This is a genomic window from Hamadaea sp., assembly GCF_013362815.1.
GTDB lineage: Bacteria > Actinomycetota > Actinomycetes > Mycobacteriales > Micromonosporaceae > Hamadaea.
Window position 1 is genome coordinate 12,568 of record NZ_JABFVK010000009.1, and the last position, 21,723, is coordinate 34,290.

Annotated in this window: 18 protein-coding genes; 6 read left to right on the top strand and 12 right to left on the bottom strand. The window is 69.5% G+C overall.

The genetic code is table 11. From position 1 onward, the window contains the following. The first annotated feature begins 36 nt into the window (after positions 1 to 36). Both HOV77_RS03660 and HOV77_RS03665 read left to right on the top strand, forming a co-directional pair. Complete coding sequence (locus HOV77_RS03660; RefSeq protein WP_290857534.1) at positions 37 to 393, top strand: VOC family protein; 357 nt, start codon at positions 37 to 39, stop codon at positions 391 to 393. A gap of 87 nt (positions 394 to 480) precedes the next feature. Further along, complete coding sequence (locus HOV77_RS03665) at positions 481 to 2,829, top strand: excinuclease ABC subunit UvrA (RefSeq protein ID WP_290857542.1); 2,349 nt, start codon at positions 481 to 483, stop codon at positions 2,827 to 2,829. A 91-nt stretch (positions 2,830 to 2,920) separates the two neighbouring features. Here HOV77_RS03665 and HOV77_RS03670 read toward each other — a convergent pair whose 3' ends face one another. The 10 genes from HOV77_RS03670 to HOV77_RS03715 all read right to left on the bottom strand — a co-directional run bounded on the left by HOV77_RS03670 (position 2,921) and on the right by HOV77_RS03715 (position 15,147). Then, on the bottom strand, positions 2,921 to 3,727 hold the full coding sequence (locus HOV77_RS03670) for a shikimate dehydrogenase (RefSeq protein ID WP_290857550.1): 807 nt from the start codon (positions 3,725 to 3,727) through the stop codon (positions 2,921 to 2,923). Positions 3,728 to 3,832: 105 nt separating this feature from the next. After that, complete coding sequence (gene mltG, locus HOV77_RS03675) at positions 3,833 to 5,572, bottom strand: endolytic transglycosylase MltG (RefSeq protein ID WP_290857551.1); 1,740 nt, start codon at positions 5,570 to 5,572, stop codon at positions 3,833 to 3,835. After that, positions 5,569 to 6,066: a Holliday junction resolvase RuvX gene (ruvX, locus tag HOV77_RS03680; protein WP_290857552.1), complete on the bottom strand. Its 498-nt coding sequence runs from the start codon at positions 6,064 to 6,066 to the stop codon at positions 5,569 to 5,571. The genes mltG and ruvX overlap by 4 nt, the downstream gene beginning before the upstream one ends. Continuing rightward, the gene (gene alaS / locus HOV77_RS03685) at positions 6,063 to 8,747 is read right to left on the bottom strand and encodes an alanine--tRNA ligase (protein ID WP_290857553.1); all 2,685 of its coding nucleotides are present in this window, start codon (positions 8,745 to 8,747) and stop codon (positions 6,063 to 6,065) included. Before alaS ends, ruvX begins: the two co-directional genes overlap by 4 nt. Continuing rightward, on the bottom strand, positions 8,744 to 9,070 hold the full coding sequence (locus HOV77_RS03690) for a hypothetical protein (RefSeq protein WP_290857555.1): 327 nt from the start codon (positions 9,068 to 9,070) through the stop codon (positions 8,744 to 8,746). The genes alaS and HOV77_RS03690 overlap by 4 nt, the downstream gene beginning before the upstream one ends. A gap of 2 nt (positions 9,071 to 9,072) precedes the next feature. Next, positions 9,073 to 9,528 (bottom strand): DUF948 domain-containing protein, encoded by a 456-nt coding sequence (locus HOV77_RS03695; protein WP_290857558.1) that lies wholly within the window; start codon positions 9,526 to 9,528, stop codon positions 9,073 to 9,075. An 87-nt stretch (positions 9,529 to 9,615) separates the two neighbouring features. Beyond that, a complete protein-coding gene (locus HOV77_RS03700; protein ID WP_290857565.1) occupies positions 9,616 to 10,206 on the bottom strand; it encodes a hypothetical protein in 591 nt (196 codons plus the stop codon). Beyond that, positions 10,176 to 11,321 (bottom strand): hypothetical protein, encoded by a 1,146-nt coding sequence (locus tag HOV77_RS03705; protein WP_290857570.1) that lies wholly within the window; start codon positions 11,319 to 11,321, stop codon positions 10,176 to 10,178. The genes HOV77_RS03700 and HOV77_RS03705 overlap by 31 nt, the downstream gene beginning before the upstream one ends. A gap of 1,177 nt (positions 11,322 to 12,498) precedes the next feature. After that, positions 12,499 to 13,857: a replication-associated recombination protein A gene (locus tag HOV77_RS03710; RefSeq protein WP_290857831.1), complete on the bottom strand. Its 1,359-nt coding sequence runs from the start codon at positions 13,855 to 13,857 to the stop codon at positions 12,499 to 12,501. Positions 13,858 to 14,013: 156 nt separating this feature from the next. Next, positions 14,014 to 15,147, bottom strand: a complete 1,134-nt coding sequence (locus HOV77_RS03715; protein ID WP_290857573.1) for an acyltransferase — start codon at positions 15,145 to 15,147, stop codon at positions 14,014 to 14,016. A gap of 122 nt (positions 15,148 to 15,269) precedes the next feature. On the opposite strand from HOV77_RS03715, the gene HOV77_RS03720 reads away from it, so the two are divergent. After that, a complete protein-coding gene (locus tag HOV77_RS03720) occupies positions 15,270 to 15,713 on the top strand; it encodes a hotdog domain-containing protein (RefSeq protein WP_290857575.1) in 444 nt (147 codons plus the stop codon). After that, on the top strand, positions 15,710 to 16,585 hold the full coding sequence (locus HOV77_RS03725; RefSeq protein WP_290857581.1) for an MBL fold metallo-hydrolase: 876 nt from the start codon (positions 15,710 to 15,712) through the stop codon (positions 16,583 to 16,585). Before HOV77_RS03720 ends, HOV77_RS03725 begins: the two co-directional genes overlap by 4 nt. Before the next feature lie 49 nt (positions 16,586 to 16,634). On the opposite strand, the gene HOV77_RS03730 is transcribed toward HOV77_RS03725, so the two are convergent. Together HOV77_RS03730 and asnB are read right to left on the bottom strand one after the other, a co-directional pair. Next, a complete protein-coding gene (locus tag HOV77_RS03730) occupies positions 16,635 to 17,573 on the bottom strand; it encodes a PfkB family carbohydrate kinase (protein WP_290857587.1) in 939 nt (312 codons plus the stop codon). A gap of 7 nt (positions 17,574 to 17,580) precedes the next feature. Further along, complete coding sequence (asnB, locus tag HOV77_RS03735) at positions 17,581 to 19,524, bottom strand: asparagine synthase (glutamine-hydrolyzing) (RefSeq protein WP_290857596.1); 1,944 nt, start codon at positions 19,522 to 19,524, stop codon at positions 17,581 to 17,583. 150 nt (positions 19,525 to 19,674) lie between these two features. Here asnB and HOV77_RS03740 point away from each other — a divergent pair, with 150 nt between their 5' ends. Together HOV77_RS03740 and HOV77_RS03745 are read left to right on the top strand one after the other, a co-directional pair. Then, on the top strand, positions 19,675 to 21,168 hold the full coding sequence (locus HOV77_RS03740) for an aminopeptidase P family protein (RefSeq protein WP_290857599.1): 1,494 nt from the start codon (positions 19,675 to 19,677) through the stop codon (positions 21,166 to 21,168). Positions 21,169 to 21,240: 72 nt separating this feature from the next. Continuing rightward, the gene (locus HOV77_RS03745) at positions 21,241 to 21,366 is read left to right on the top strand and encodes a hypothetical protein (RefSeq protein ID WP_290857604.1); all 126 of its coding nucleotides are present in this window, start codon (positions 21,241 to 21,243) and stop codon (positions 21,364 to 21,366) included. The last annotated feature ends 357 nt before the right edge of the window (positions 21,367 to 21,723 follow it).

The following is a 21,723-nucleotide window of genomic DNA, read 5'->3' on the forward strand; positions in this document are numbered from 1 at the left end:
GAGCTCAGAGGGCAATTACGCGAACTAGGAGTGACCATGACTGACGTCTCCAACGAGGGCATCAAGACCGTTCTGCACCCGGTGTCGGATTTGGCGGCCGCCAAGGCGGTCTACACCGCGTTGCTCGGCATCGAGCCGCAGGCCGACTCCGACTACTACGTCGGCTACGACGTGGCCGGCCAGCACATCGGGCTCGTACCCCAGGGTGGGCCGCAGAGCATGTCGTCGCCGGTGGCGTACTGGCACGTGTCGGACATCGCCGCCAAGCTCGCCGAGGTGACCGCCGCCGGCGCGAAGGTGAAGGACGAGCCGCGCGAGGTCGGACCCGGGCGTACCGTGGCGACCTTCACCGACACCGACGGGAACGTGCTGGGCCTCGTCGAGGACAAGTAGACCCCGCGACGCCGAGCCGGGTCCGCCGCGTGTCGGTGGGCCCGGCTACCTTGGTCGGGCCGATGCAACTGTGAGGACGGAGTGACGATGCACGCTGCCGACAGCCATGACTTGATCCGTGTGCACGGGGCGCGCGAGAACAACCTCAAGGACGTCAGCATCGAGATCCCCAAACGGCGGCTGACGGTCTTCACCGGCGTCTCGGGATCGGGTAAGAGCTCGCTGGTGTTCGACACGATCGCCGCCGAGTCGCAGCGGATGATCAACGAGACTTACAGCGCTTTCGTGCAGGGTTTCATGCCGACGCTGTCGCGGCCGGAGGTCGACGTCCTCGATGGGCTGACCACCGCGATCATCGTGGACCAGGAGCGCATGGGCGCCAACGTCCGCTCGACCGTCGGCACTGCGACCGATGCGAACGCGATGCTGCGCATCCTGTTCAGCCGGCTGGGCAAGCCGCACGTCGGTTCGCCGAACGCGTTCTCCTTCAACGTGCCGTCGGTGACCGGCACCGGCGCGATCACCGTCGAGCGGGGCGAAGCCAAGACGGAGACCTTCACCCGGAGCAGCACCGGCGGCATGTGCCCGCGCTGCGAGGGCATGGGCACGGTCAGCGATTTCGACCTGACGGCGTTGTACGACGCGGACAAGTCGCTCAACGAGGGCGCGCTGACCATCCCGGGATACAGCATGGACGGGTGGTACGGCCGGATCTATCGCGGATGCGGGTTCTTCGACCCGGACAAGCCGATCAAGAAGTTCACCAAGAAGGAACTCGACGACCTGCTCCGCAAGGAGCCCACCAAGATCAAGGTCGACGGCATCAACCTCACCTATGAGGGCTTGATCCCGAAGATTCAGAAGTCCTTCCTCTCCAAGGACGTCGACGCCCTGCAGCCGCACATCCGCGCCTTCGTCGAGCGGGCGGTCACCTTCACCACCTGCCCGGAATGCGAAGGCACGCGGCTCGCCGCGCCCGCCCGGTCGTCGAAGATCAACGGCATCAACATCGCCGACGCCTGCGCCATGCAGATCAGCGACCTCTCAGAATGGGTACGCAGTCTCGACGAGCCTTCGGTCGCGCCCTTGCTGACGGCGCTCCAGCAGTCGTTGGACTCGTTCGTCGAGATCGGCCTCGGTTACCTGTCCCTGGACCGGCCGTCCGGCACTCTGTCGGGCGGTGAGGCGCAGCGGACGAAGATGATCCGGCACCTCGGCTCGTCGCTGACCGACGTCACCTACGTCTTCGACGAACCCACGATCGGACTGCATCCGCACGACATCCAGCGGATGAACACGCTGCTCCAGCGGCTACGCGACAAGGGCAACACGGTGCTCGTCGTCGAGCACAAGCCGGAGGCGATCGCCATCGCCGACCACGTCGTCGACCTGGGACCCGGCGCGGGGTCGGCCGGTGGCGAGGTGATGTTCGAGGGCTCCGTCGAAGGGCTGCGCGCCAGCGGCACGCTGACCGGACGGCACCTCGACGACCGGGCTACCCTCAAGGCCAAGGTACGCAAGGCATCCGGCAAGCTCGAAATCCGCGGAGCCGGTACGCACAACCTCCAGAACGTCGACGTCGACATCCCGTTGGGCGTACTCGTCGTCGTCACGGGCGTGGCGGGCTCTGGGAAGAGCTCACTGATCCACGGCTCGGTGTCCAAGATGGACGGTGTGGTGAGCGTGGACCAGACCGGCATCCGCGGCTCCCGGCGCAGCAATCCGGCCACCTACACCGGCCTGCTCGACCCGATCCGCAAGGCGTTCGCCAAGGCCAACGGGGTGAAGCCGGCTCTGTTCAGCGCCAACTCGGAGGGCGCGTGCCCGGCCTGCAACGGCGCCGGAGTCATCTACACCGACCTCGGCATCATGGCTCAGGTGGCGACGGTCTGCGAGGAGTGCGAGGGCAAGCGGTTCCAGGCTTCCGTCCTCGAATACCGGCTCGGTGGCCGGAACATCGCCGAAGTCCTCGCGATGCCGGTGACCGAAGCCGAGGAGTTCTTCGGCTCCGGCGAGGCGCGTACGCCGGCCGCCCACGCGATCCTCGATCGGCTGGCCGACGTCGGCCTGGGCTACCTCAGCCTCGGCCAGCCGCTGACCACCCTGTCCGGCGGCGAGCGGCAGCGGCTGAAGCTCGCTGTGCACATGGCCGAGAAGGGTGGCGTCTACGTCCTCGACGAGCCGACGAACGGCCTGCACCTCGCCGACGTCGAGCACCTGCTTGGGCTGCTCGACCGACTGGTCGGATCCGGCAAGTCCGTCATCGTGATCGAGCACCACCAGGCCGTCATGGCCCACGCCGACTGGATCATCGACCTCGGCCCCGGCGCAGGCCACGACGGCGGGCGGGTCGTCTTCGAGGGAACACCGGCCGATCTCGTCGAGAAGCGCTCGACGCTGACCGGTGAGCATCTGGCCGCGTACGTGAACGGCTGACTGCGGAGGGCGCTGGATCAGGGTTCTCGGTCGAATCTTGCGGCAAGACTCGACCGAGAACCCTGATCCAGCGCGCTATGCGGCAGAAGAGCTAAGCAGCGGCGCTGTACAAAGCCGTCCGCATGGCCTCGACCGGCGCGCTGACCCCGGTGAACATCTCGAACTGATGCACCGCCTGGGCCAGCAGCAGGTCGAGGCCCGAGACGATCCGGCACCCGGCCGCGGCGGCGGATCCCGCCAACGGCGTCGGCCAGGGCTTGTAGACGGCGTCGAAGACGACCGTCTCCGGCCGCCACGACACGGTCAGGTCGTCGGCCACGCCGAACGGCAGCGTCGACACCACGACATCGGCCTCGGCGACCCTGATCGGAGACGGCCACTTCACGTGGACCAGCTCCCGCAGACCGAGCAGCTCCGCGACCGGACGCAGCTCGTCCACGGCTTCCGCGCGCCGGGCGTGCACCTCGATCAGGGCCGCCTTCAGCTCCCCCGCCGCCGCCAGCGCCGCCCGCGCGGTGCCACCCGCACCCAGGATCGCAACGCGCCGCGCGCTCGTCACCCCGGCCCACCCCAGCGCGTCGACCATGCCAGGCGCGTCGGTGTTCTCCGCACGCCAACCGCCGGACGGCAGGCGTACCAGGGTGTTGCAGGCTCCAAGCGCCGCGGCGGTGGGCGACACCTCGTCCGCGACGGTCAGCCCGGCCTCCTTGAGCGGCATCGTCAGCGACAGGCCCGCCCACTCCGGCCCCAGCTCCGCGATCAGCCCCGGCAAGCGCCCGATCGAGCATTCGATCCGCTCGTACGCCCACCCGGCGAGCCCGGCAGCGGCATACCCGGCGTTGTGGATCACCGGGGACAGCGAGTGCTCGATCGGCTGACCGAGGACGGCGGCCTTCATACGAATGGTCCGGCGGCGCTCGTGGAAGTCACCTAGGCATGGTAGCGACGGTCGAGTTCGGTCGAACAAGGACGGGCCCGGCCGCAGTGCGGCCGGGCCCGTTCGTCAGGAACACTTCTCGAGTCCGAGCCCGTTCTTGATCGCGACATCGATGTTCTTACAGTGGCCGGCCCAGGTCGTGGCGTACCCCATGGTGCCCGCCTTATCGATGGTCACGAAGAAGGTCCACGCCCCGGCCGCCGGGTGGATGGCGCCCTTGAGCGCTAGTTCGCCCGGGTTGCTGATCGGTCCGATCGGCAGTCCGGAGAACTTCGGCGCATCGAACGTGTTGTACGGGTCCTTCGGGTTGTGCTGCTCGCCCGCGAGGATCTGGCTGGAATCCTTGGGGACCTTTCCACTGATGCGGAGCCAGTAGTTGACCGCACTGTCGATCTGCAGGCACCGACAAGGGAACCCGTCTTTGTACACGCGGTTGTAGAGCGCCCGCGACACCTTCGGGTAGTCCTCGGCTTTGACGACTTCTGCCTGCCCGATCGACGCCGCGATGAGCGCCTCGTACGGCGAGATGTTGAGCGCCTTCGCCGCGTCGGCGAAGCCCATGTCGCCCGTCACCTTGAGGAAGTGATCCACCATGATCTTGATGACCTGCTCGGCGGTCGCCTTCGGTGGGAACTCGTAGGTTGCGGGGAACAGGAAGCCTTCAATCGCACCGACACCGGTGGCGACGCCCTTGCCGTCCAGCCGTTTGAACCACCAGTCCGGGATGAACTTCTTCGGGTTCGCTGCGGCCTTCTGGAAGTCCGCGACCGGGATACCGAGTTCTTTGGACAGCTTCTCGTAGATCTGGATCGTGATCATGCCCTCGGTGATGGTCACACCCTTGACATCACGGGTCTTCGGATCCAGCAACGCATTGACGGCGGCCTCGCCGCTCATCTGCTTGTGCAGTTTGTAGAACCCGGGCTGGATGTTCTTCGCCTTCGGATTCGCCTCAGCCGCCGACACGAACGCCTTGTAGCTCTTCACGACGTCGGCCGCGACCAGCGTATTGGCGATGTCGCCGAGCAACTGGTCCTGCTTGACCTCGATCATGACCGTCTCGGCGGTGCCCTCACCGTCGTAGTCCGGCGTCAGGAAGTAGCCCGCGACCTTGTCGTACGCCAGATAGACGCCGCCGCCGAGCGCGCCGAGCAGGATCAGAGTCAGGAAGAGCGCGAGGAAACTACGGCCACGCCGCTTCTTCTTGGTCTTCTTCGTGCGGCGCTTGCCACCACCGCCGTCGTCGTCACGGTAGTCACCGCCGCCGGGCAGCAACCCGCCGTCCTCGTAGCCTTCCTCGAGGAAGCCGCCACGCCGCGCATTGGTGTCGTAGTTCGGATCGAGCTTGCGGTACGCCCGCGATCCGGTGTCGTAGCGAGGATCGGGTTCGTAGCGAGGTTCGTCGTACTGGGGGTCGTAGCCACGCTGCGTACCGGTGTCATAGCGCGGATCCGGCGCGTATCGGGGATCTTGTGCGTACCGGGGGTCATAGCCACCCTGGTTGCCGGTGTCGTAACGGGGATCCGGCGCGTAGCGGGGATCTTGTGCGTACCGCGGGTCATAGCCACCCTGAGTGCCGGTGTCGTAACGCGGATCCGGCGCGTAGCGGGGGTCACTGTCGTAGCGGGGGTCGTAGCCGTCACGCGGCTGCGCGCCCGAACCAGCCCAACCACCCTGCTGCTGCCACTGGTCTTGACGCGCATCCTGCCGGCGGTTTTCGGCGCCGCTGTCCCAGCGCTCGGTCCGTCGGCGCCGGCCACGACCGCGATCATGATCCTCGAAGCCGAGGTTCAGGTCGTCGATCATCCTTGCCTCCGTCGACTCTCCAGGTAGTGCTGCAGGATCTCTACGGCGGCCGCCTGATCCACGACGGCTCGCTGGCGTTTTCCCTTCACGCCTCGATCGGAGAGCCTACGGGCTGCCGTAACGGTTGACATCCTCTCGTCCGCCATGACAATTGGGACAGGAGCGATGACTTCGGCCAGAACCCGCACATACTCGCGAACCTTTTTCGCGGCCGGACCCTCCATTCCCGCAAGGTTCACTGGTAAACCCACGACGACCTCTACGCTGTCATGTTCAGTCACGAGGTGCTTGATCTCCGCGATATCAGCGGGTACGCCGACAGTGGCGGACCGGATTGCGGCGGTGTCGAGGGCCGCGACGTCGATCGAGTTGTCCCGGGCGAGGGTGATGAGGGGGGTGGCGAGGATGCCGTCGGGGTCGCACTTGGCGACCCCGACGCGTACCGAACCCACGTCGATGCCGAGGCGTACGCCCCGGACCCACGGAGCACTCACGCGGCCTGCCGGACCGCGTCCTCGACGGCAGCGAGCAGCTTCGGCGCCTCTTCGGCCGGGAGACCGCCACCCTGGGCGAGGTCGGCGTTGCCACCGCCCCGGCCCGACAGCGCACCCTTGACGAGCGCGGCGGCGTCGAGGCCGCGAGCGCGGGCCGCACCGTTGACCGCGACGATCAGCGACGCCTTGCCGTTGGCACGGGCGGCCACCGCCACCACACCGGCCCGATCGGCCGCGATCTTGCCGCGGACCTCCTGGGCCAGGGTGCGTACGTCGTTGGCGGCCGCGCCCTCCGGTGCCTCGGTGCCGACGAACGCGACACCGCCGAGGTCGATCGCCGATCCGGCCAGCGACGCCGCCCCGGCGAGGACCATCTGCGCCCGCATCTTCTCCAGCTCCCGCTCGGCGTCGCGCAGCTGCGCCACCGTCTGCTCGACCCGGTCGGCGACCTGGTCGTTCGGCACCCGGTACAGCTCGGCCAGCCGGGACACCAGCAGATGCTCCTTGGCGAGGTAGCTGAACGCGTCCAGCCCGACGAGCGCCTCCACCCGGCGTACGCCGGAACCGATGGACGATTCGGACAGGATCTTCACCAGACCCAGCTGGCCGGAGCGCTCGGTGTGCGTACCGCCGCACAGCTCACGGGCGTAGTCGCCGACCTCGACGACTCGCACGACGTCGCCGTACTTCTCGCCGAACAGCGCCATCGCGCCCATCGCCCGCGCCTCGGCCTGCGAAGTCAGGAAGGCCCGGACCTCCAGGTCCTCCAGCAGCACCTCGTTGATCTTCTGCTCGACGTCGATCAGCACGCTGCCCGGGACCGCGCCCGGAGTGTTGAAGTCGAACCGCAGCCGGCCCGGCGCGTTGAGCGAACCGGCCTGGGTCGCCGCCTCGCCGAGGAAGTTACGCATCGTCTGGTGCACCAGGTGGGTCGCCGTGTGCGCCCGCGAGATCGCCTTACGCCGGGTGATGTCGATCTCCGCGAACCCGGCCTCGCCCGCCCGGACCTCGCCGGACAGCACCTTGACCTTGTGCACGATCAGCCCCGGGATGGGCTTCTGCACGTCGAGCACCTGCACCCGGCCGGAGCCGACGGTGATGTGACCGGTGTCAGCCTGCTGCCCGCCGCCCTCGGCGTAGAACGGGGTGGTGTCGAGGACCAGCTCGATCAGGTCGCCCTCGCCCGCCACCGCCAGCGTCTCCCCGGCCGGGGTCAGCAGGCTGCGTACGCGGGACTCACGGGCGATCTCGGCGTACCCGGTGAACTCGACCTCGCCGCCGGCCTCCAGCGAACCCCGGTACGCCGACAGGTCGGCGTGGCCGGTCTTGCGCGCCTGTGCGTCGGCCTTGGCCCGCTTACGCTGCTCGGCCATGAGCGACCGGAAGCCGTCGGTGTCGACCGACAGACCCTGCTCAGCTGCGATCTCCAAGGTGAGGTCGATCGGGAAGCCGTACGTGTCGTGCAGCTGGAACGCCTTGTCCCCGGACAGCTTGCTGCCGCTGGCGCGCTTCGTGTCGGCGATCGCGGTGTCGAGGATCGTCGTGCCGGCCCGCAGCGTCGAGAGGAACGCGTCCTCCTCCGCGTACGCGTACTGCGAGATCCGCTCGAAGTCGGTGGCCACCTCGGGGTAGGACGGGGACATGCAGTCGCGGGCCACCGGCAGCAGCTGCGGCAGTGCCGGCTCCTGCCAGCCCAGCAGGCGCATCGCCCGGATGGATCGCCGCATGATCCGGCGCAGCACGTAGCCGCGGCCCTCGTTCGACGGGGTGATACCGTCGCCGATCAGCATCAGAGCGGTGCGGACGTGGTCGGCGATGACGCGCAGCCGCACGTCGTCGGGGTGCGACTCACTGGCGGTGTGCGTATGCGTGACGTTGTACCGCTTGCCGGTCATCTCGCACGCCTTGTCGATCAGCGGGCGTACCTCGTCGATCTCGTAGAGGTTGTCGACGCCCTGCATGATCGAGGCCATCCGCTCCAGGCCCATGCCGGTGTCGATGTTCTTCGCCGGCAGCTCGCCCAGGATCGGGTAGTTCTCCTTGTCGGTGCCGGGGCCCCGCTCGTACTGCATGAAGACGTTGTTCCAGATCTCCATGTAGCGGTCCTCGTCGACGGCCGGGCCGCCTTCCTGCCCGTACGCCGGCCCGCGGTCGACGTAGATCTCGGAACAGGGACCGCACGGTCCGGGAATGCCCATCGACCAGAAGTTGTCGGCCTTGCCCCGGCGCACGATGCGCTCGGCGGGCAGCCCGACGTTGCGCCAGTATTCGATGGACTCGTCGTCGTCGAGGTAGACCGTCGCCCAGATCTTGTCCGGGTCGAGGCCGAACCCGCCCGCGTCGATCGGGTTGGTGATCAGCTCCCAGGACAGCTTGATCGCCTCGGCCTTGAAGTAGTCGCCGAACGAGAAGTTGCCGTTCATCTGGAAGAACGTGCCGTGCCGGCTGGTCTTGCCGACCTCGTCGATGTCCGGGGTCCGGATGCACTTCTGCACGCTGACGGCACGCGGGAACGGCGCCGGCTGCTGACCGAGGAAGTACGGCACGAACTGCACCATGCCGGCGTTGATGAACAACAGGTTCGGGTCGTCGATGGCGGGCAACGGGGCGCTCGGCACCACCGTGTGACCGTTCGCCTCGAAGTGGGCCAGGAACCGGCGCTTGATCTCGGCGGTTCTCATCGGCTTGTGTCACCTTCCTGCTGTTCTCTGAAGTACTGGCTCGAATAGAACTTCTCCCCGACGCCACGCGCCCAGGGCAGGGCGGTGGTGTCGTCGAACGCCACGCCGTCGGCGAACGCCCGCTGTATCTCATCTTCCCGCTCGGCCATGCCGTAGCGGACGTCCTCCACGTACTCACGCACGGTCTCGCCGAGCCCGCCGATCGAGGAGGACACGCTCTCGGCGATGCCACCCGGAGTCAGCCGCTGCATACGCTTGCTCACCGCGCGTACGACCAAGGCCCCGATGGCCAGCCCAGCACCCAGCCAGAGCAGCCGCTTCACCTCTACCGCCCCCTCGCTGCCTTGCGCTGCGCCTTGAGCGTCGCGCGGACCGCCTTCTCGTCGTCGGCCTGGCGGCGCGCGGCGTTGGCACGGCGGAAGCCGTAGCTGAACGCGGCCGCCTTGACCAGCGGGCTGGACGCGGCGGCCGAGACGACCCCGACCAGGTTGGCCACGTTGGCGGTGGCGGCCTGGGCGTGCTGCGTCATGGTGTCGACCCGGGCGAGCTGTACGTTGACGCCGTCGAGGGTGACCTGGACCTGGCCGAGCGCGGTGTTCACGTTGTCCACCGTGCCGTGCACCTCGTCGAGCAGCGGACCCGTACGCACCTGAACATCCTTCAGGGTCTGCGTGGCGGCGTCGATCGTATGCCGCAGCCGCAGCACGGGCACGACCAATGCGAGCATCAGCACCGCGAACGCCCCCGCGGCGACCAACGCCGCGATCTCCCAACCACGCATGGCGCGGCCTCCCTCGACTCAGCCCGACGTGCAGACCTTACCTTTTCGGCCGCGTTGCGCCCCTTGCGCCCCGCTGGATCTCGGGCGCTAGCCCGCCGGCGAGGCGGTCGCGTCGGCACCGGTCCGGGTGAGCCGGTCGTCGGCGATGGCGTTGTAGACCTTGAACGACACCAGGGAGCCGCTGCAGTCCGTCGCGCCCGGGGAGGCGGCCGTCGGTCCCGACGGGTCCGGCGCGACCGTCGGCCGGTTGCGCAGCAACTCGTCGGGACACGGCTTGGTCCTTACCCAAAGGTCGAGTGTGTACTCGTCCTTGCGCCAGCAGGAGTAATGGCCGTCCACAGTGACCCCAGCCGCCTTCATCGGGCAGTCCTGGACCACCCAACGCTGCCAACCGGCGTCCTGCAACGCGTTGACGTACGCCGTGTTCGTCTCGTCCGGCGACTTCTGCGAGGCCACGTCCCGCTCGCGGTATCGGCATTCGATGACGCACCACCGGCTGCCGTCCACCTCGTCGGAGTGGGTCGTCGCGGCCCAGGACGGCACGTCGAGCGCGTCCAGCGAGGTGAACACCGGGTCCCGCGTCGCAGCCTGCACCAGCAGGTACAGCGGCAACGCGCCGAGCATGGTGACGACGACCGCCATCAGGGTCAGCATCCGCAGCCGCTGGCGTTCCCGCATCCGTTTACGCAACTCGGACCGGGCGTCGCGGATCGCGCCCACCCCGGCCTGCAGACCGGCCCGGGCCGACCGCGGTCGCGGCGGGCCGTCGAAGCCGGGGAAGTCGTCCGGGCCACCCGGGCGCATCGGGCCGCCCATGCCGGGCGCATTGGGACCCATGCCGGGCGGCATCGCACCACCTGGAGGCATCGCACCACCGGGCGGCATCGAACCCGGAGGCATCGCACCGGGCGGCGCTGGAGGCGCGCCGAGCCCTGGGCCGGACGCCATCCGGTTGGGCCCGAGGTCGCCTGGGCGCTCCGGACCACGGCCCGGGGCGGCCGGACTGCCGAGGCCGCCACCCAGGCCGGGCGCACCCGGCCCACCGCCAGGTCCGCCAGGCCCACCAGGTCCGCCGGGACCAGCCGGTCCACCAGGCCCACCCGGTCCGCCGCCGCCGGGACCAGCCGGTCGGCTTGGTCCGCCGGGACCACCCGTGCCGCTAGGTCCACCAGGACCGCCAGGCCCAACCGACACACCGGGTCGTCCGGGCGCGGCCGGACCGCCGGGCCCACCAGATCCACCCGGGCCACCAGACACACCGGGTCGTCCGGGCGCGGCCGGACCGCCGCCGGGTCCACGACCGGGTCCGCCGACCGGTACGCCGCCGCGTCCCGGAGCAACCGGACTACCGAGTCCACCACCTGCACCGGGACCGTCCGGAGCACCAGTACGTCCCGGCCCACCCGGCTGATCACCACGCGGACCCACCGGTACGCCACCCCGACCGGGCGCGACCGGACTACCGAGTCCACCACCGGTACCCGGACCCGCAGGAGCTCCACCACGCGGTCCACTCGGTACGCCACCCCGTCCGGGTGCCACCGGACTGCCGAGTCCACCACCAGAACCGGGGGCGGTGGGCGTACTGCCGGGGCCGGAGGCCGGACGATTGCCGGGTCCGCCCGCTGCACCACGACCAGGTACGCCAGGAGCTCCTCGTCCGCCGTCGCGCGGGCGGTCGGCCGCCGGCGCGCCGGGTCCACTGGAGACACCCGGTCCGCCCGAACCGACAGGTCCGCTGGGGACACCAGGTCCACTGGGAACACCAGGTCCACTGGGAACACCAGGTCCACTGGGAACACTGGGGCCGGTGGGAACACCGCCACGGCCGGGCGCAGCCGGACCGGCTCCCCCGCGTCCGCCCGTCGGCTCGGCCGGGCTAGCGGCGTCGCCGCGCCGTCCGAGTGGGACGAATCGATCGCCGAGCGCGCCCGAACGGCGTCCGGGCGGCGGAGCGGCGGACGGCGGCTCGGCCGGAGTCGACTGTGTACTGCCGGCTGGGCCGGACCGGAACCCGCTCACGGCGTCGTCTTCGCGCCGATGCCCGGAGCGTGGGGGCTCCGGACCCTCGGCGGCCCGGCGACGGCCGCCACCGAACGTCGGCTCGTCGGCGGGTTCCTCGGCCCGGCGGAAACCCCCGGTCGGCGGCTCATCAGCTCGACGGCGACCCGCAGGCGGCGGTGCGGGAGCGTCTTCCGCCCGGCGACGGCCACCCATCACGTCACCCGACGGCTCATCCCCACGACGGAAACCACCCGAAACCGGCTCATCGGCCCGACGACGTCCGGCCGGAGGCGGCGACGCGGGAGCGTCTTCCGCCCGGCGACGGCCACCCATCACGTCACCCGACGGCTCATCCCCACGACGGAAACCACCCGAAACCGGCTCATCGGCCCGACGGCGACCGGCCGGAGGCGGCGACGCGGGAGCGTCTTCCGCCCGGCGACGCCCGCCCATCACATCGCCGGAAGGCTCATCCCCACGACGGAAACCACCCGCTGGAGGATCGTCCTCGCGACGGTGGCCACCCGAGATCGGCTCGTCCGCGCGTCGGCGGCCGCCGCCCATGACGTCGCCCGACGGCTCATCCCCACGACGGAAACCACCCGAAACCGGCTCATCGGCCCGACGGCGACCGGCCGGAGGCGGCGGGGGCGTGTCTTCGGTCCGTCGACGAGCCACCGGGGAACCGGGCATGGCGGGCGGAGGACCGCTGGGACCTGGGCCCGCAGGCGGTGGACCAGCCGCGGCGGGACCGGACTCGCCGCGCAAGGCGGCCCACCGGGAATCACCGGCTCCACCCCGCGTCTGCTCGCCCTTGCCGCCGGGGCCGATGTCGGCCTTGGCCTCCTTGGCGTGCCGCAGGTCGTCGAGCCAGCCGGTCTCCTCCTGGGGCACTTCCTGCGGCTCGCCGCCACGGCCTTTGCGACGGCCCCGGCCGTCGTCGGGTCGCTCCGCGTCGCGCGCCATCTAACGCCCCTCCCCTTTCTCCGGTTCTCGGTCCGCCGGAGTCTGGCCCGGTTCGATGCCCGAACCGGCATTCGCGCCATTGTGCCGGTCCGGCGGCGGCAGCGGCACACCGCGTACCACCGAACGGAGTTTGGGCAGCCGGGCGGCGACCGCTCGTTCCGCGCCATGATCGGTCGGCTCGTAGTAATCGGTCCGGGCGATCGCGTCCGGCGCGTATTGCTGGGTCACCACACCCCGGGGATCGTCGTGCGGGTAGCGGTAGCCGGAGCCGTGCCCGAGCCCGGCCGCCCCGCGATAGTGCGCGTCCCGGAGATGCTTGGGGACGCTGCCGGCCTGGCCTGCGCGTACGTCGGTCATCGCCTTGCCGATCGCGGTCGTGGCCGAGTTCGACTTCGGTGCGGTCGCCAGGTGGATGACGGCCTGCGACAGGTTGAGCTGCGCCTCGGGCAGGCCGACGAACTCGACGGCGTTGGCCGCGGCGGTCGCCACCATCAGCGCCGTCGGGTCGGCCATGCCGACGTCCTCGGAGGCGAAGATGATCATGCGCCGGGCGATGAACCGGGCGTCCTCGCCCGCGACGAGCATGCGGGCCAGGTAATGCAGCGCGGCGTCGACGTCGGAGCCACGCATGCTCTTGATGAACGCGCTCACGACGTCATAATGCTCGTCACCGGCCCGGTCGTAGCGCAGGGCCGCGGTGTCGACCGCTTTCTCCGCCAGCGGCAGGTCGATCTCGGTCACGCCCAGCTCCGTGGCCGACCCGGCCGCCGCCTCCAGCGCCGTCAGCGCTTTACGGACGTCACCGCCCGCGAGGCGTACCAGATGATCTTCCGCATCGGACGCGAGCGTGACGGCACCGCCCAGACCGCGCTCATCGGTGGTCGCGCGCCGCACCAAAGCGCGGACTCCGTCGTCGTCCAGGGGTTTGAGCGTCAGCAGTACGCAGCGCGACAGCAGCGGCGAGATGACCGAGAAGTAGGGGTTCTCGGTGGTGGCGGCGAGCAGCGTGATCGTGCGGTCCTCGACCGCCGCGAGCAGCGAGTCCTGCTGCGCCTTGGAGAAGCGGTGGACCTCGTCGAGGAACAGTACGGTGGCCGGGCCGCCCCGGCGACGGCGCTGGCGAGCGGCGTCGATCTCGGCCCGGACGTCCTTCACACCCGCCGTGAGCGCGGACATCGCCACGAAGTGACGCTCGCTCGCCCGGGCGACGAGGTGCGCGATCGTGGTCTTGCCGCTGCCGGGCGGACCCCAGAGGATCACCGACATCGGCGCGCCGCCACTGACCAGCCGACGAAGCGGCGCGCCGGCCGCGAGCAGATGATCTTGTCCGACCAGCTCGTCGACGCTTGCCGGCCGCATCCGGACGGCCAGCGGCGCGTCCGGGCCGGGCTCGGCGAACCCGGCGACAGGACCGCCGGGGCCGGGCGTCGTGGGGATGGCGAAGAGGCCGTCCATCTCCATGGGCTGGGATTCCATCGGCAGAAGGATACTCCCCGTAACCGACGTTTCCCGCGCTCAGCGAGCGCTGCGCATCGCCACCAGGGAGGACGTCGCGGCACGCTTGAGCCAGGCCGCGAGCGGTCGCTCGACGTAACGATGGACCAGCCAGGCCAGCCCCAGCAGTCCGGCGACTAGGACGATCACGAGCAGCCAGCCGGGCACGTGCGCGCGCAGTCCGCCGATCACCGTGACGCCGAGGGTCTGATGGAGCAGGTACAGCGGATAGGTCAGCGCACCCGCGGTGACCAGCCACGGCCAGCTGATCCGGCTGCCGTGCCCGGTCGCGATCAGGCTCATCACGGCGAAGCACCCGGTGATGATCAGCCCGGCGGGAATCCATTCGGCCGGGCCGTGCTCGCCCAGAGTGGCAGTGAGATGGGAGTCCACCCGATAGAGGGCGACCAGCCAACTCGCGATCACGATGCCCCACAGCAGCGGCGTACCGCCGAATCGGTGGACCAGGAACAACGCCAGGCCCGCCACGAAGTACGGGACGTTCTCGGCCGAGATGAGCCAGGCCAGCCACGGCTGCCCCGACACGAAGATCGAGACCGCCAGCCAGATGACGCAGAAGTAGACGACCCGGCGATAGGTCACGCCCAGCGCCACCACAATCGCGAAGAGCAGGTAGAACCGCAGTTCCACACCGAGAGTCCAGTACGACGGGTCCACGTCCGGGACGCCCAGCGGGTTCTGCAGCATCGTCAGGTTGGCCGCCGTCTGCGGCCAGGTCACTTCTCGCGTACCGAACAACGCCAGCACCGCCGCCGAGGCGAGCACGGCCAGCCAGTACGCGGGATAGAGGCGTACGACGCGGGAGGCGGCGAAGTCCCCGACCCGTCTTCCCCAGCTGCTCATACCGATGACGAAGCCGGAGATCAGGAAGAACAGCTCGACGCCGAGCCAGCCGTACCGGGCGATCCCGGCCAACGGCCCGAAGTCGGCGGCTCCGGCGTCGGCCCAGCCCGCCGTCGGCGCGGCGATCAGGTGCCAGCTGACTACGGCCAGCGCGGCCAGAAGCCGGAGTCCGTCCAGGATGCGCAGCCGGGGCCGGGCCGGTCGGTCCATTGGGCTCGGTTCGGGCGCGGTTTGCGCCATCGGTTCGCCGGGCTCGGCTTGCGCCGGGGGTGCCAACTCCTGGGACCGCATCGTGCCGAGCATAGGCGAGTCCCATCCAGTCGGTCATATCGGAGTCGCCCAGGTTCGGCGGGTGATTGTGGGAATTAGCCGGGAGAGTGGCTCGAGTCGGCTTCGTTGCCTAGAGTGATCGCATGGAGCACTCCCTGGCCGCCGGTCTGACCGCCCGGGTGCAGCTTCGCGTCTCCGACGCCGACACCGCCCAGGCCCTGGGCTCGGGTGACGTGCCGGTTCTCGGTACGCCGAGAGTGCTCGCCCTGGCGGAGGCGGCCACGGTCGCCGCGACCGCGCGGCACCTGCCGTCCGGGGCGACCACCGTCGGCGTACGCGCCGAGCTGGATCATCGTTCGCCGACAGCGGTCGGCCGAGTCGTCGTCGCCGAGGCGCATCTGGTCACAGTGGACGGTCGTCGGCTGATCTTCGACGTCGCCGTACGCGACGAGGATCTCCTCGTGGCGGACGGCCGGATCGAGCGGATCCTGGTCGACCGGCAGCGCTTCATCGCGAAGGCCACCGACGTGCCCTCGGCCGGAGACGGCGGGCCTGCGGCCGGAAACATCGAAGGAGCGGCCGGATGATCGCCTTCACCGAGATCGCCGACCGGGTTCTCGTCGCGGTCGAGCCGATCGTGAACGTGAACGTGACCCTCGTGGTCGGCGACGGTCAGGCGATGCTGATCGACACCTTGTCCCACGACGAGCAGGCTCAGGAACTCCTCAGCGCCGTGCGCGGTGTGACCGGAGCGCCGCTGGTCGTCGTCAACACCCATCACCACTTCGACCACGCCTTCGGCAATTCGGTGGTGGCCGACGGGACGGGCGGCGGACAGCCGCCGCAGGACGCCGCGATCTGGGCCCACGAGGAGGCCGCGACACTGCTGCGCGACAAGGGCACGGTGCTCCAGCGCGAGTGGTACGAGGAGTTACTCCCGCAGGACCTCGACTTCGCCGACGCTGTCGGCAAGTGCGCGATCCGGCCGCCCGACCAGATCGTGCACACGTCGGCGAGCCTCGACATCGGCGGCCGGAGCGTGACTCTCCGCCACCTCGGGCGTGGGCACACCGTCGGCGACCTCGTCGTCGAGATCCCCGACGCGGACGTCGTCGTCGCGGGCGACCTGGTGGAGGAGGGCGCGCCGCCGGGATTCGGCGACTCCTTCCCCGTCTCGTGGCCGGACACGCTCGCCGCCCTGCTCTCCAGGCTGGGTCCGGACACCCGGGTCGTCCCCGGTCACGGTGCGGTCGTCGGCTTCGACTTCGTCCAGGCGCAGCACGGCGAACTGAGTCAGCTGTCCTGGCTCATCCGCGAAGCCCACGGCGACGGCGGCGACCCGCTCAGGGTCGCCCAGAAGGCGACGCTGACCCGGTTCGGCGAGCGCGGGCTGGCCGAAGCACGGCATGCGGTCGTCCGTGGGTATGCCGAGCTCGAGCAGCCGTCGAACACCCGCTGATCCGCGCACCGCTTGAGACGGGACGCGAGACGGGCTACGGCGAGACGGGCTACGGCGAGACGTCGGCGAGCGAAGGCATGGCGACCGCGCCACCCGGCCGGGCGGCCACATGAGCCGCGACGCGCAACGCGAACTGCAGAGCCGAGATCCACGCCTGGTCCTCGTCCGGCAGCCCCGACGCCATCCGGTGCATCAACGCCGCCGCCACCGAGTCGCCGCATCCGGTCGTGTCGACCACCGGCCCCGGGTGGGCGGGCATACCGATGACGGTGTCTGTGTAGTGGATCGACGTCGCGGCGAACGCCGACGGCCGAGCGCCGCGATCGGGGCGTACCAGGACGGCACCGGCCGCTCCCAACGTCAGGACGACCGTACGCGCGCCGAGCGAGCGCAGCCGAAGTGCGGCGGAGACCGGCGAGAGATCCGGATAGAGCAGCCGCGCGTCGGCGTCGGATAGCTTCAGCAGATCCGCGGTCGCCACGAACTCCTCGACGATGGCGCGTACGCCGTCGACCCCGGCCGAGCCGAGCAGGAACGGCCGCAGGTTGGGGTCGAAGACCCGCTGCGGACCGGGAATCGCCCAGGCGGCCCGGGCGACCTCTACGAACGGAGTCAACAGCGCGATCGATCCACAGTAGAGGACCGCCGCCTCGGCGACCGTCACTGGATCGAGCTGCGGGATCGGCAGGTCGCCGTAGAACGAGAAGGACGGCTCAGCGCCTTGGAAGCTCGCCACCGCCAAAGGAGTCGGCCCGGGAGCCTCGGTGACGTCGGTCAATGCGACTCCGGCCGAGGTCAGCAGGCCCAAGACGGTGGTCGCGAACGGATCGGTGCCCACTCCCGAGACGAGGCGAGTGGGCGTACCGAGCCGGGCGAGGCCGGCGGCGACGTTGAGGGGCGCGCCGCCGACCGCCGGACGGAAACTCCCGTCCGGCTGTTCGAGCAGATCTATGAGTGCTTCACCGAGGACGACCGCCGAGGGGGGCATGGGCGGCTCAGGAGACCATGGATCCGACGACCGGCTTGGTGAGCAGTGCCGACTGGTTCCGGGAGATGCCCGGGTCGAGCGTCCGCGCGACGAAGATGGCGTGCCAGATGCAGAAGACCAGCACGGTCCAGATCTTGCGGGAGTGGTCGGCGGTGCCCGCCTTGTGCTCCTGCAGCAGCTTGTCGGCGTACGCCAGATCGAGCAGCTCGCCGGCGCCGGAGGTGGCCATGACGTGCCGGGCCCAGTCGTACATCTCGCCGGCCAGCCAGACGCGGGTGGGCGTCGGGAAGCCCAGCTTCTTCCGGTTGACGATGGCGGGCGGCACCACCTGCTGCAACGCCTGGCGCATCGCGTACTTCGTCTGCTCCGAACGCGGCGGCAGCTTCAGGTCGACCGGGATGATCGAGGCGATGTCGAAGACCTCCTTGTCCAGGAAGGGCACCCGCAGTTCGAGCGAGTGCGCCATGGACATGCGGTCGGCCTTGACGAGGATGTCCCCGCGCAGCCAGGTGTAAAGGTCGACGTACTGCATGGTGGTGACGTCGTCCAGGTCGGGGACCTCGGCGTAGATGGGCGCGGTGACGTCGGTGTAGCGGACCGACGGGTCGTAGCGGCGCATCAGCTTCTGCTTCTCGGCCTCGGTGAACATCCGGGCGTTGCCGTAGTAGCGGGCCTCGATCGGGGTGGTGCCCCGTTCCAGGAAGCTCTTGCCCTTGACGCCCTGCGGGATGACCTTGGAGACCGCGCGCAGGCCCTTCTGGACCGGGTCGGGCAGGTCGTTCACCATCGCAAGGGACAGCGGCTCGCGGTAGATCGTGTAGCCGCCGAAGAACTCGTCGGCGCCCTCGCCGGACAGCACGACCGTGACGTGCTCGGCGGCCTTCTTCGCAACGAAGTACAGCGGGACGAGCGCCGGGTCGGCGACCGGGTCGTCGAGGTGCCAGATGATCTTCGGCAGCGCCTCCATCATCTCGGCCGGCCCGATCTTGGTCGGGATCGTGGTGACGTCGAGGTGGCGGGCCGAGTCCTGGGCTACGTCGATCTCCGAGTAGCCGTCGACGTCGAAGCCGACCGTGAAGGTCAGGATGTTCGGGTTGAACTCGCGGGCCAGCGCCACCACCGCGGTCGAGTCGATGCCGCTCGACAGGAACGCGCCGACCGGCACGTCCGAGCGCATGTGCATGCGTACGCTCTCCCGCAGCGTCTCGCGAATGCGCGCGTACAGCAGCTCGGGGTTGTCGGTGGGGGTCGGCCGGAAGGTCGGCTGGTAATACCGGCGAGTGCGGACGCCCTCGGCGGCCGACCACGAGAGGCACTCCCCTGAACCGATCCGCGCGATGCCCTTGTGCAGGGTGCGAGGCTCCGGAACGTATTGCAGGGTCAGGTAGTGCGACAGGTTGGCGGCGTCGATCCCGTTGTCGCCGGCCTCCGCGGAGGGGGCGAACGGCAGCAGCGCCTTCTTCTCGCTGGCGAGGTAGAGCCCATCCGGGGTGGTCAGGTAGTGCATCGGCTTGATGCCGAACTGGTCGCGCGCGCCGAACGCGCGCTGCTCCTGCCGGTCCCAGATGACGAAGGCGAACATGCCGCGCAGCCGGTCGAGGACGGCCTCACCCCAGTAGTGGAACCCCGCGACGACCGCCTCGCCGTCACCGTTGGTCGAGAACTCGGCCCCGAACTCGCGGGCCAGCTCGTCGCGCAGCTCCAGGTAGTTGTAGATCTCGCCGTTGAAGGTCAGGACGTAGCGGCCGTGGAGGTAGTGGATCGGCTCGTGGGACAGTGCCACGTCGATGATCGACAGCCGCTTGTGGGCGAAGATCGCGTCCGCGCCGACCAGCTCCAGGCCGGTGTCGTCGGGCCCACGGTGGTGCAGGCACTCGAGCGCCCCGGACAGGGCCTGCTCGTGCCGGTACGCGTCGCCGGTGGCGCTGAAGAAGGCAAGGATCCCGCACATGGCCACCATCTTGTCACGCGAGTGATCGCGAGCGGGCCAACCCCCGCCGCCGAGACATCCCGGTCGGCGATTATGCGGCGTTCAAGATCCGGGTAGGGTCGAGACCAGGTGACACCACGGCAGGTGGACACCACAGGGAGGTACATCACCATGACCGAGGCCGACCAGGCCGCCCCGACCGCTGCCGACACCGAGGCAGGCAACGGGAAGACCAAATCCCAGCAGACCCACGACCCGGCGTACCCGGAGAAGTTCCTGGAGTTCATGCGGACCGGATGGCGGGACGCGGAGCTTTCGGTGACCGGAGCCGACGGAGCGCCGAACTACGCCGCGCGCCGCGCGCGGCTGGCCGCCGCCTTCCCGGGCGAGACGCTCGTGATCCCCAGCGGGCACGAGAAGGTGCGGGCCAACGACACCGGCTACAACTACCGGCCGGGCAGCGACTTCTTCTACCTCACGGGCGAGTTCGACCCCGAGAGCGTCCTGGTCGTCCGCCCCGACGGCGAGGCCACGCTCTTCGTCCGGCCGCGCTCCCCGCGCGACACCGACGAGTTCTTCAAGGACCGCATGTACGGCGAGCTGTGGATCGGCCGCCGGCACACGCTGTCCGAGAAGGCGGCCGAGCTCGGCGTCAAGACGGCCGACCTGGCCGGGCTGCCCGAGGTGCTGGCCGGGCTGACCGCCAAGGGCACCCGGGTGCTGCGCGGCTTCGACCCGGGCGTCGACGCCGCCGTGCTGCCGTGGAAGGCGGCCGACCTGGACCGCGACCGCGAGCTGGCTTGGACGATCTCCGAGCACAAGCTGGTCAAGGACGCCTGGGAGATCGCCCAGCTCCAGGACGCCATCGACGCCACGGTGCGCGGTTTCGAAGACGTCGCCCGCATTCTGCCGGCCGACAGCGCCGTGTCCGAGCGCCTCATCGAGGGCGTCTTCGGGCTGCGAGCGCGCCACGACGGCAACGACGTCGGCTATTCGTCGATCGTCGGCAACGGCGCCCACGCCACGATCCTGCACTGGATCCGCAACGACGGGCGTACGCGGCCGGGCGATCTGCTGCTCATGGACATGGGCGTGGAGAACCGCAACCTCTACACCGCCGACGTGACCCGGACGGTGCCGGTGAACGGCCGCTTCACCCCGCTCCAGAAGCAGGTCTACGACATCGTGTACGCCTCGCAGCAGGCCGGCATGGACTTCATCAAGCCGGGCGTGAAATTCGAGGACGTGCATACGACCTGCATGCGGGTGCTCGCCGAGGGCCTGCACGACCTGGGCATCCTGCCCGTCTCGGTCGAAGAGGCGATGGCGAAGGACTCGATGCTCTACCGCCGGTGGACGCTGCACGGCTTCGGCCACATGCTCGGCATCGACGTGCACGACTGCGCCAACGCCCGCACGGAGCACTACAACAAGGGCGAGCTCAACGAGGGTTACGTGCTGACGGTCGAGCCCGGGTTGTACTTCCAGGCCGAGGACGAGCTGGTGCCCGAGGAGCTGCGCGGCGTCGGCGTACGCATCGAGGACGACGTCATGGTGACCGCCGAGGGCTGCGTCAACCTTTCCGGCGAGCTGCCCCGGACCAGCGCCGAGGTCGAGACCTGGCTGGCCGAGCAGCGGGAAGCCGGGCCGCGTCTGCCCAGCTGAACCTTAAGACGAGAGTACGCGTACCTCCCTGCGCGAACTCTTTTCGCAAACACCCTCCACACCATCGACGATGTGCCTACGCTCAAGGCGAAGGCACTCAAGGTGTGGGGGGTGTTTCGCGTGTTCATCGGACTGTTCGTGGGTCTGGGTTGTCATCTGCTGCAGATCGGCCCGTTGTGGATCCACATCGGCGGATAAACACTTGACCGCCGCCCGCCGCCGTGACGTCGAGGCTCCGGCGGCGGTCGGCTGTCCGGACTCCTTTCCGTCTGGCCCGGCGACCCGCGTGTCTTGTCACGATATGTCCGACTTAGTTCACGTAGAGTGATCGCGGCCTGGGGAACGGCTCAACTACAAGGGAGTTCTCCGTGGGTCTCATCGGCAGTCTGCTCTGGTCGGTCGGCGTCACCGTGTACTCGGTGCTCTGCGCCGTCTTCCACATCCTCTGACGATCCCGCGGCGCGATCCGCCGCGAAGAGGGCGCTGGATCAGGGATCCGGGCCGAATCATCATCCAAGATTCGACCGAGAACCCTGATCCAGCGCCCGAAAAGCC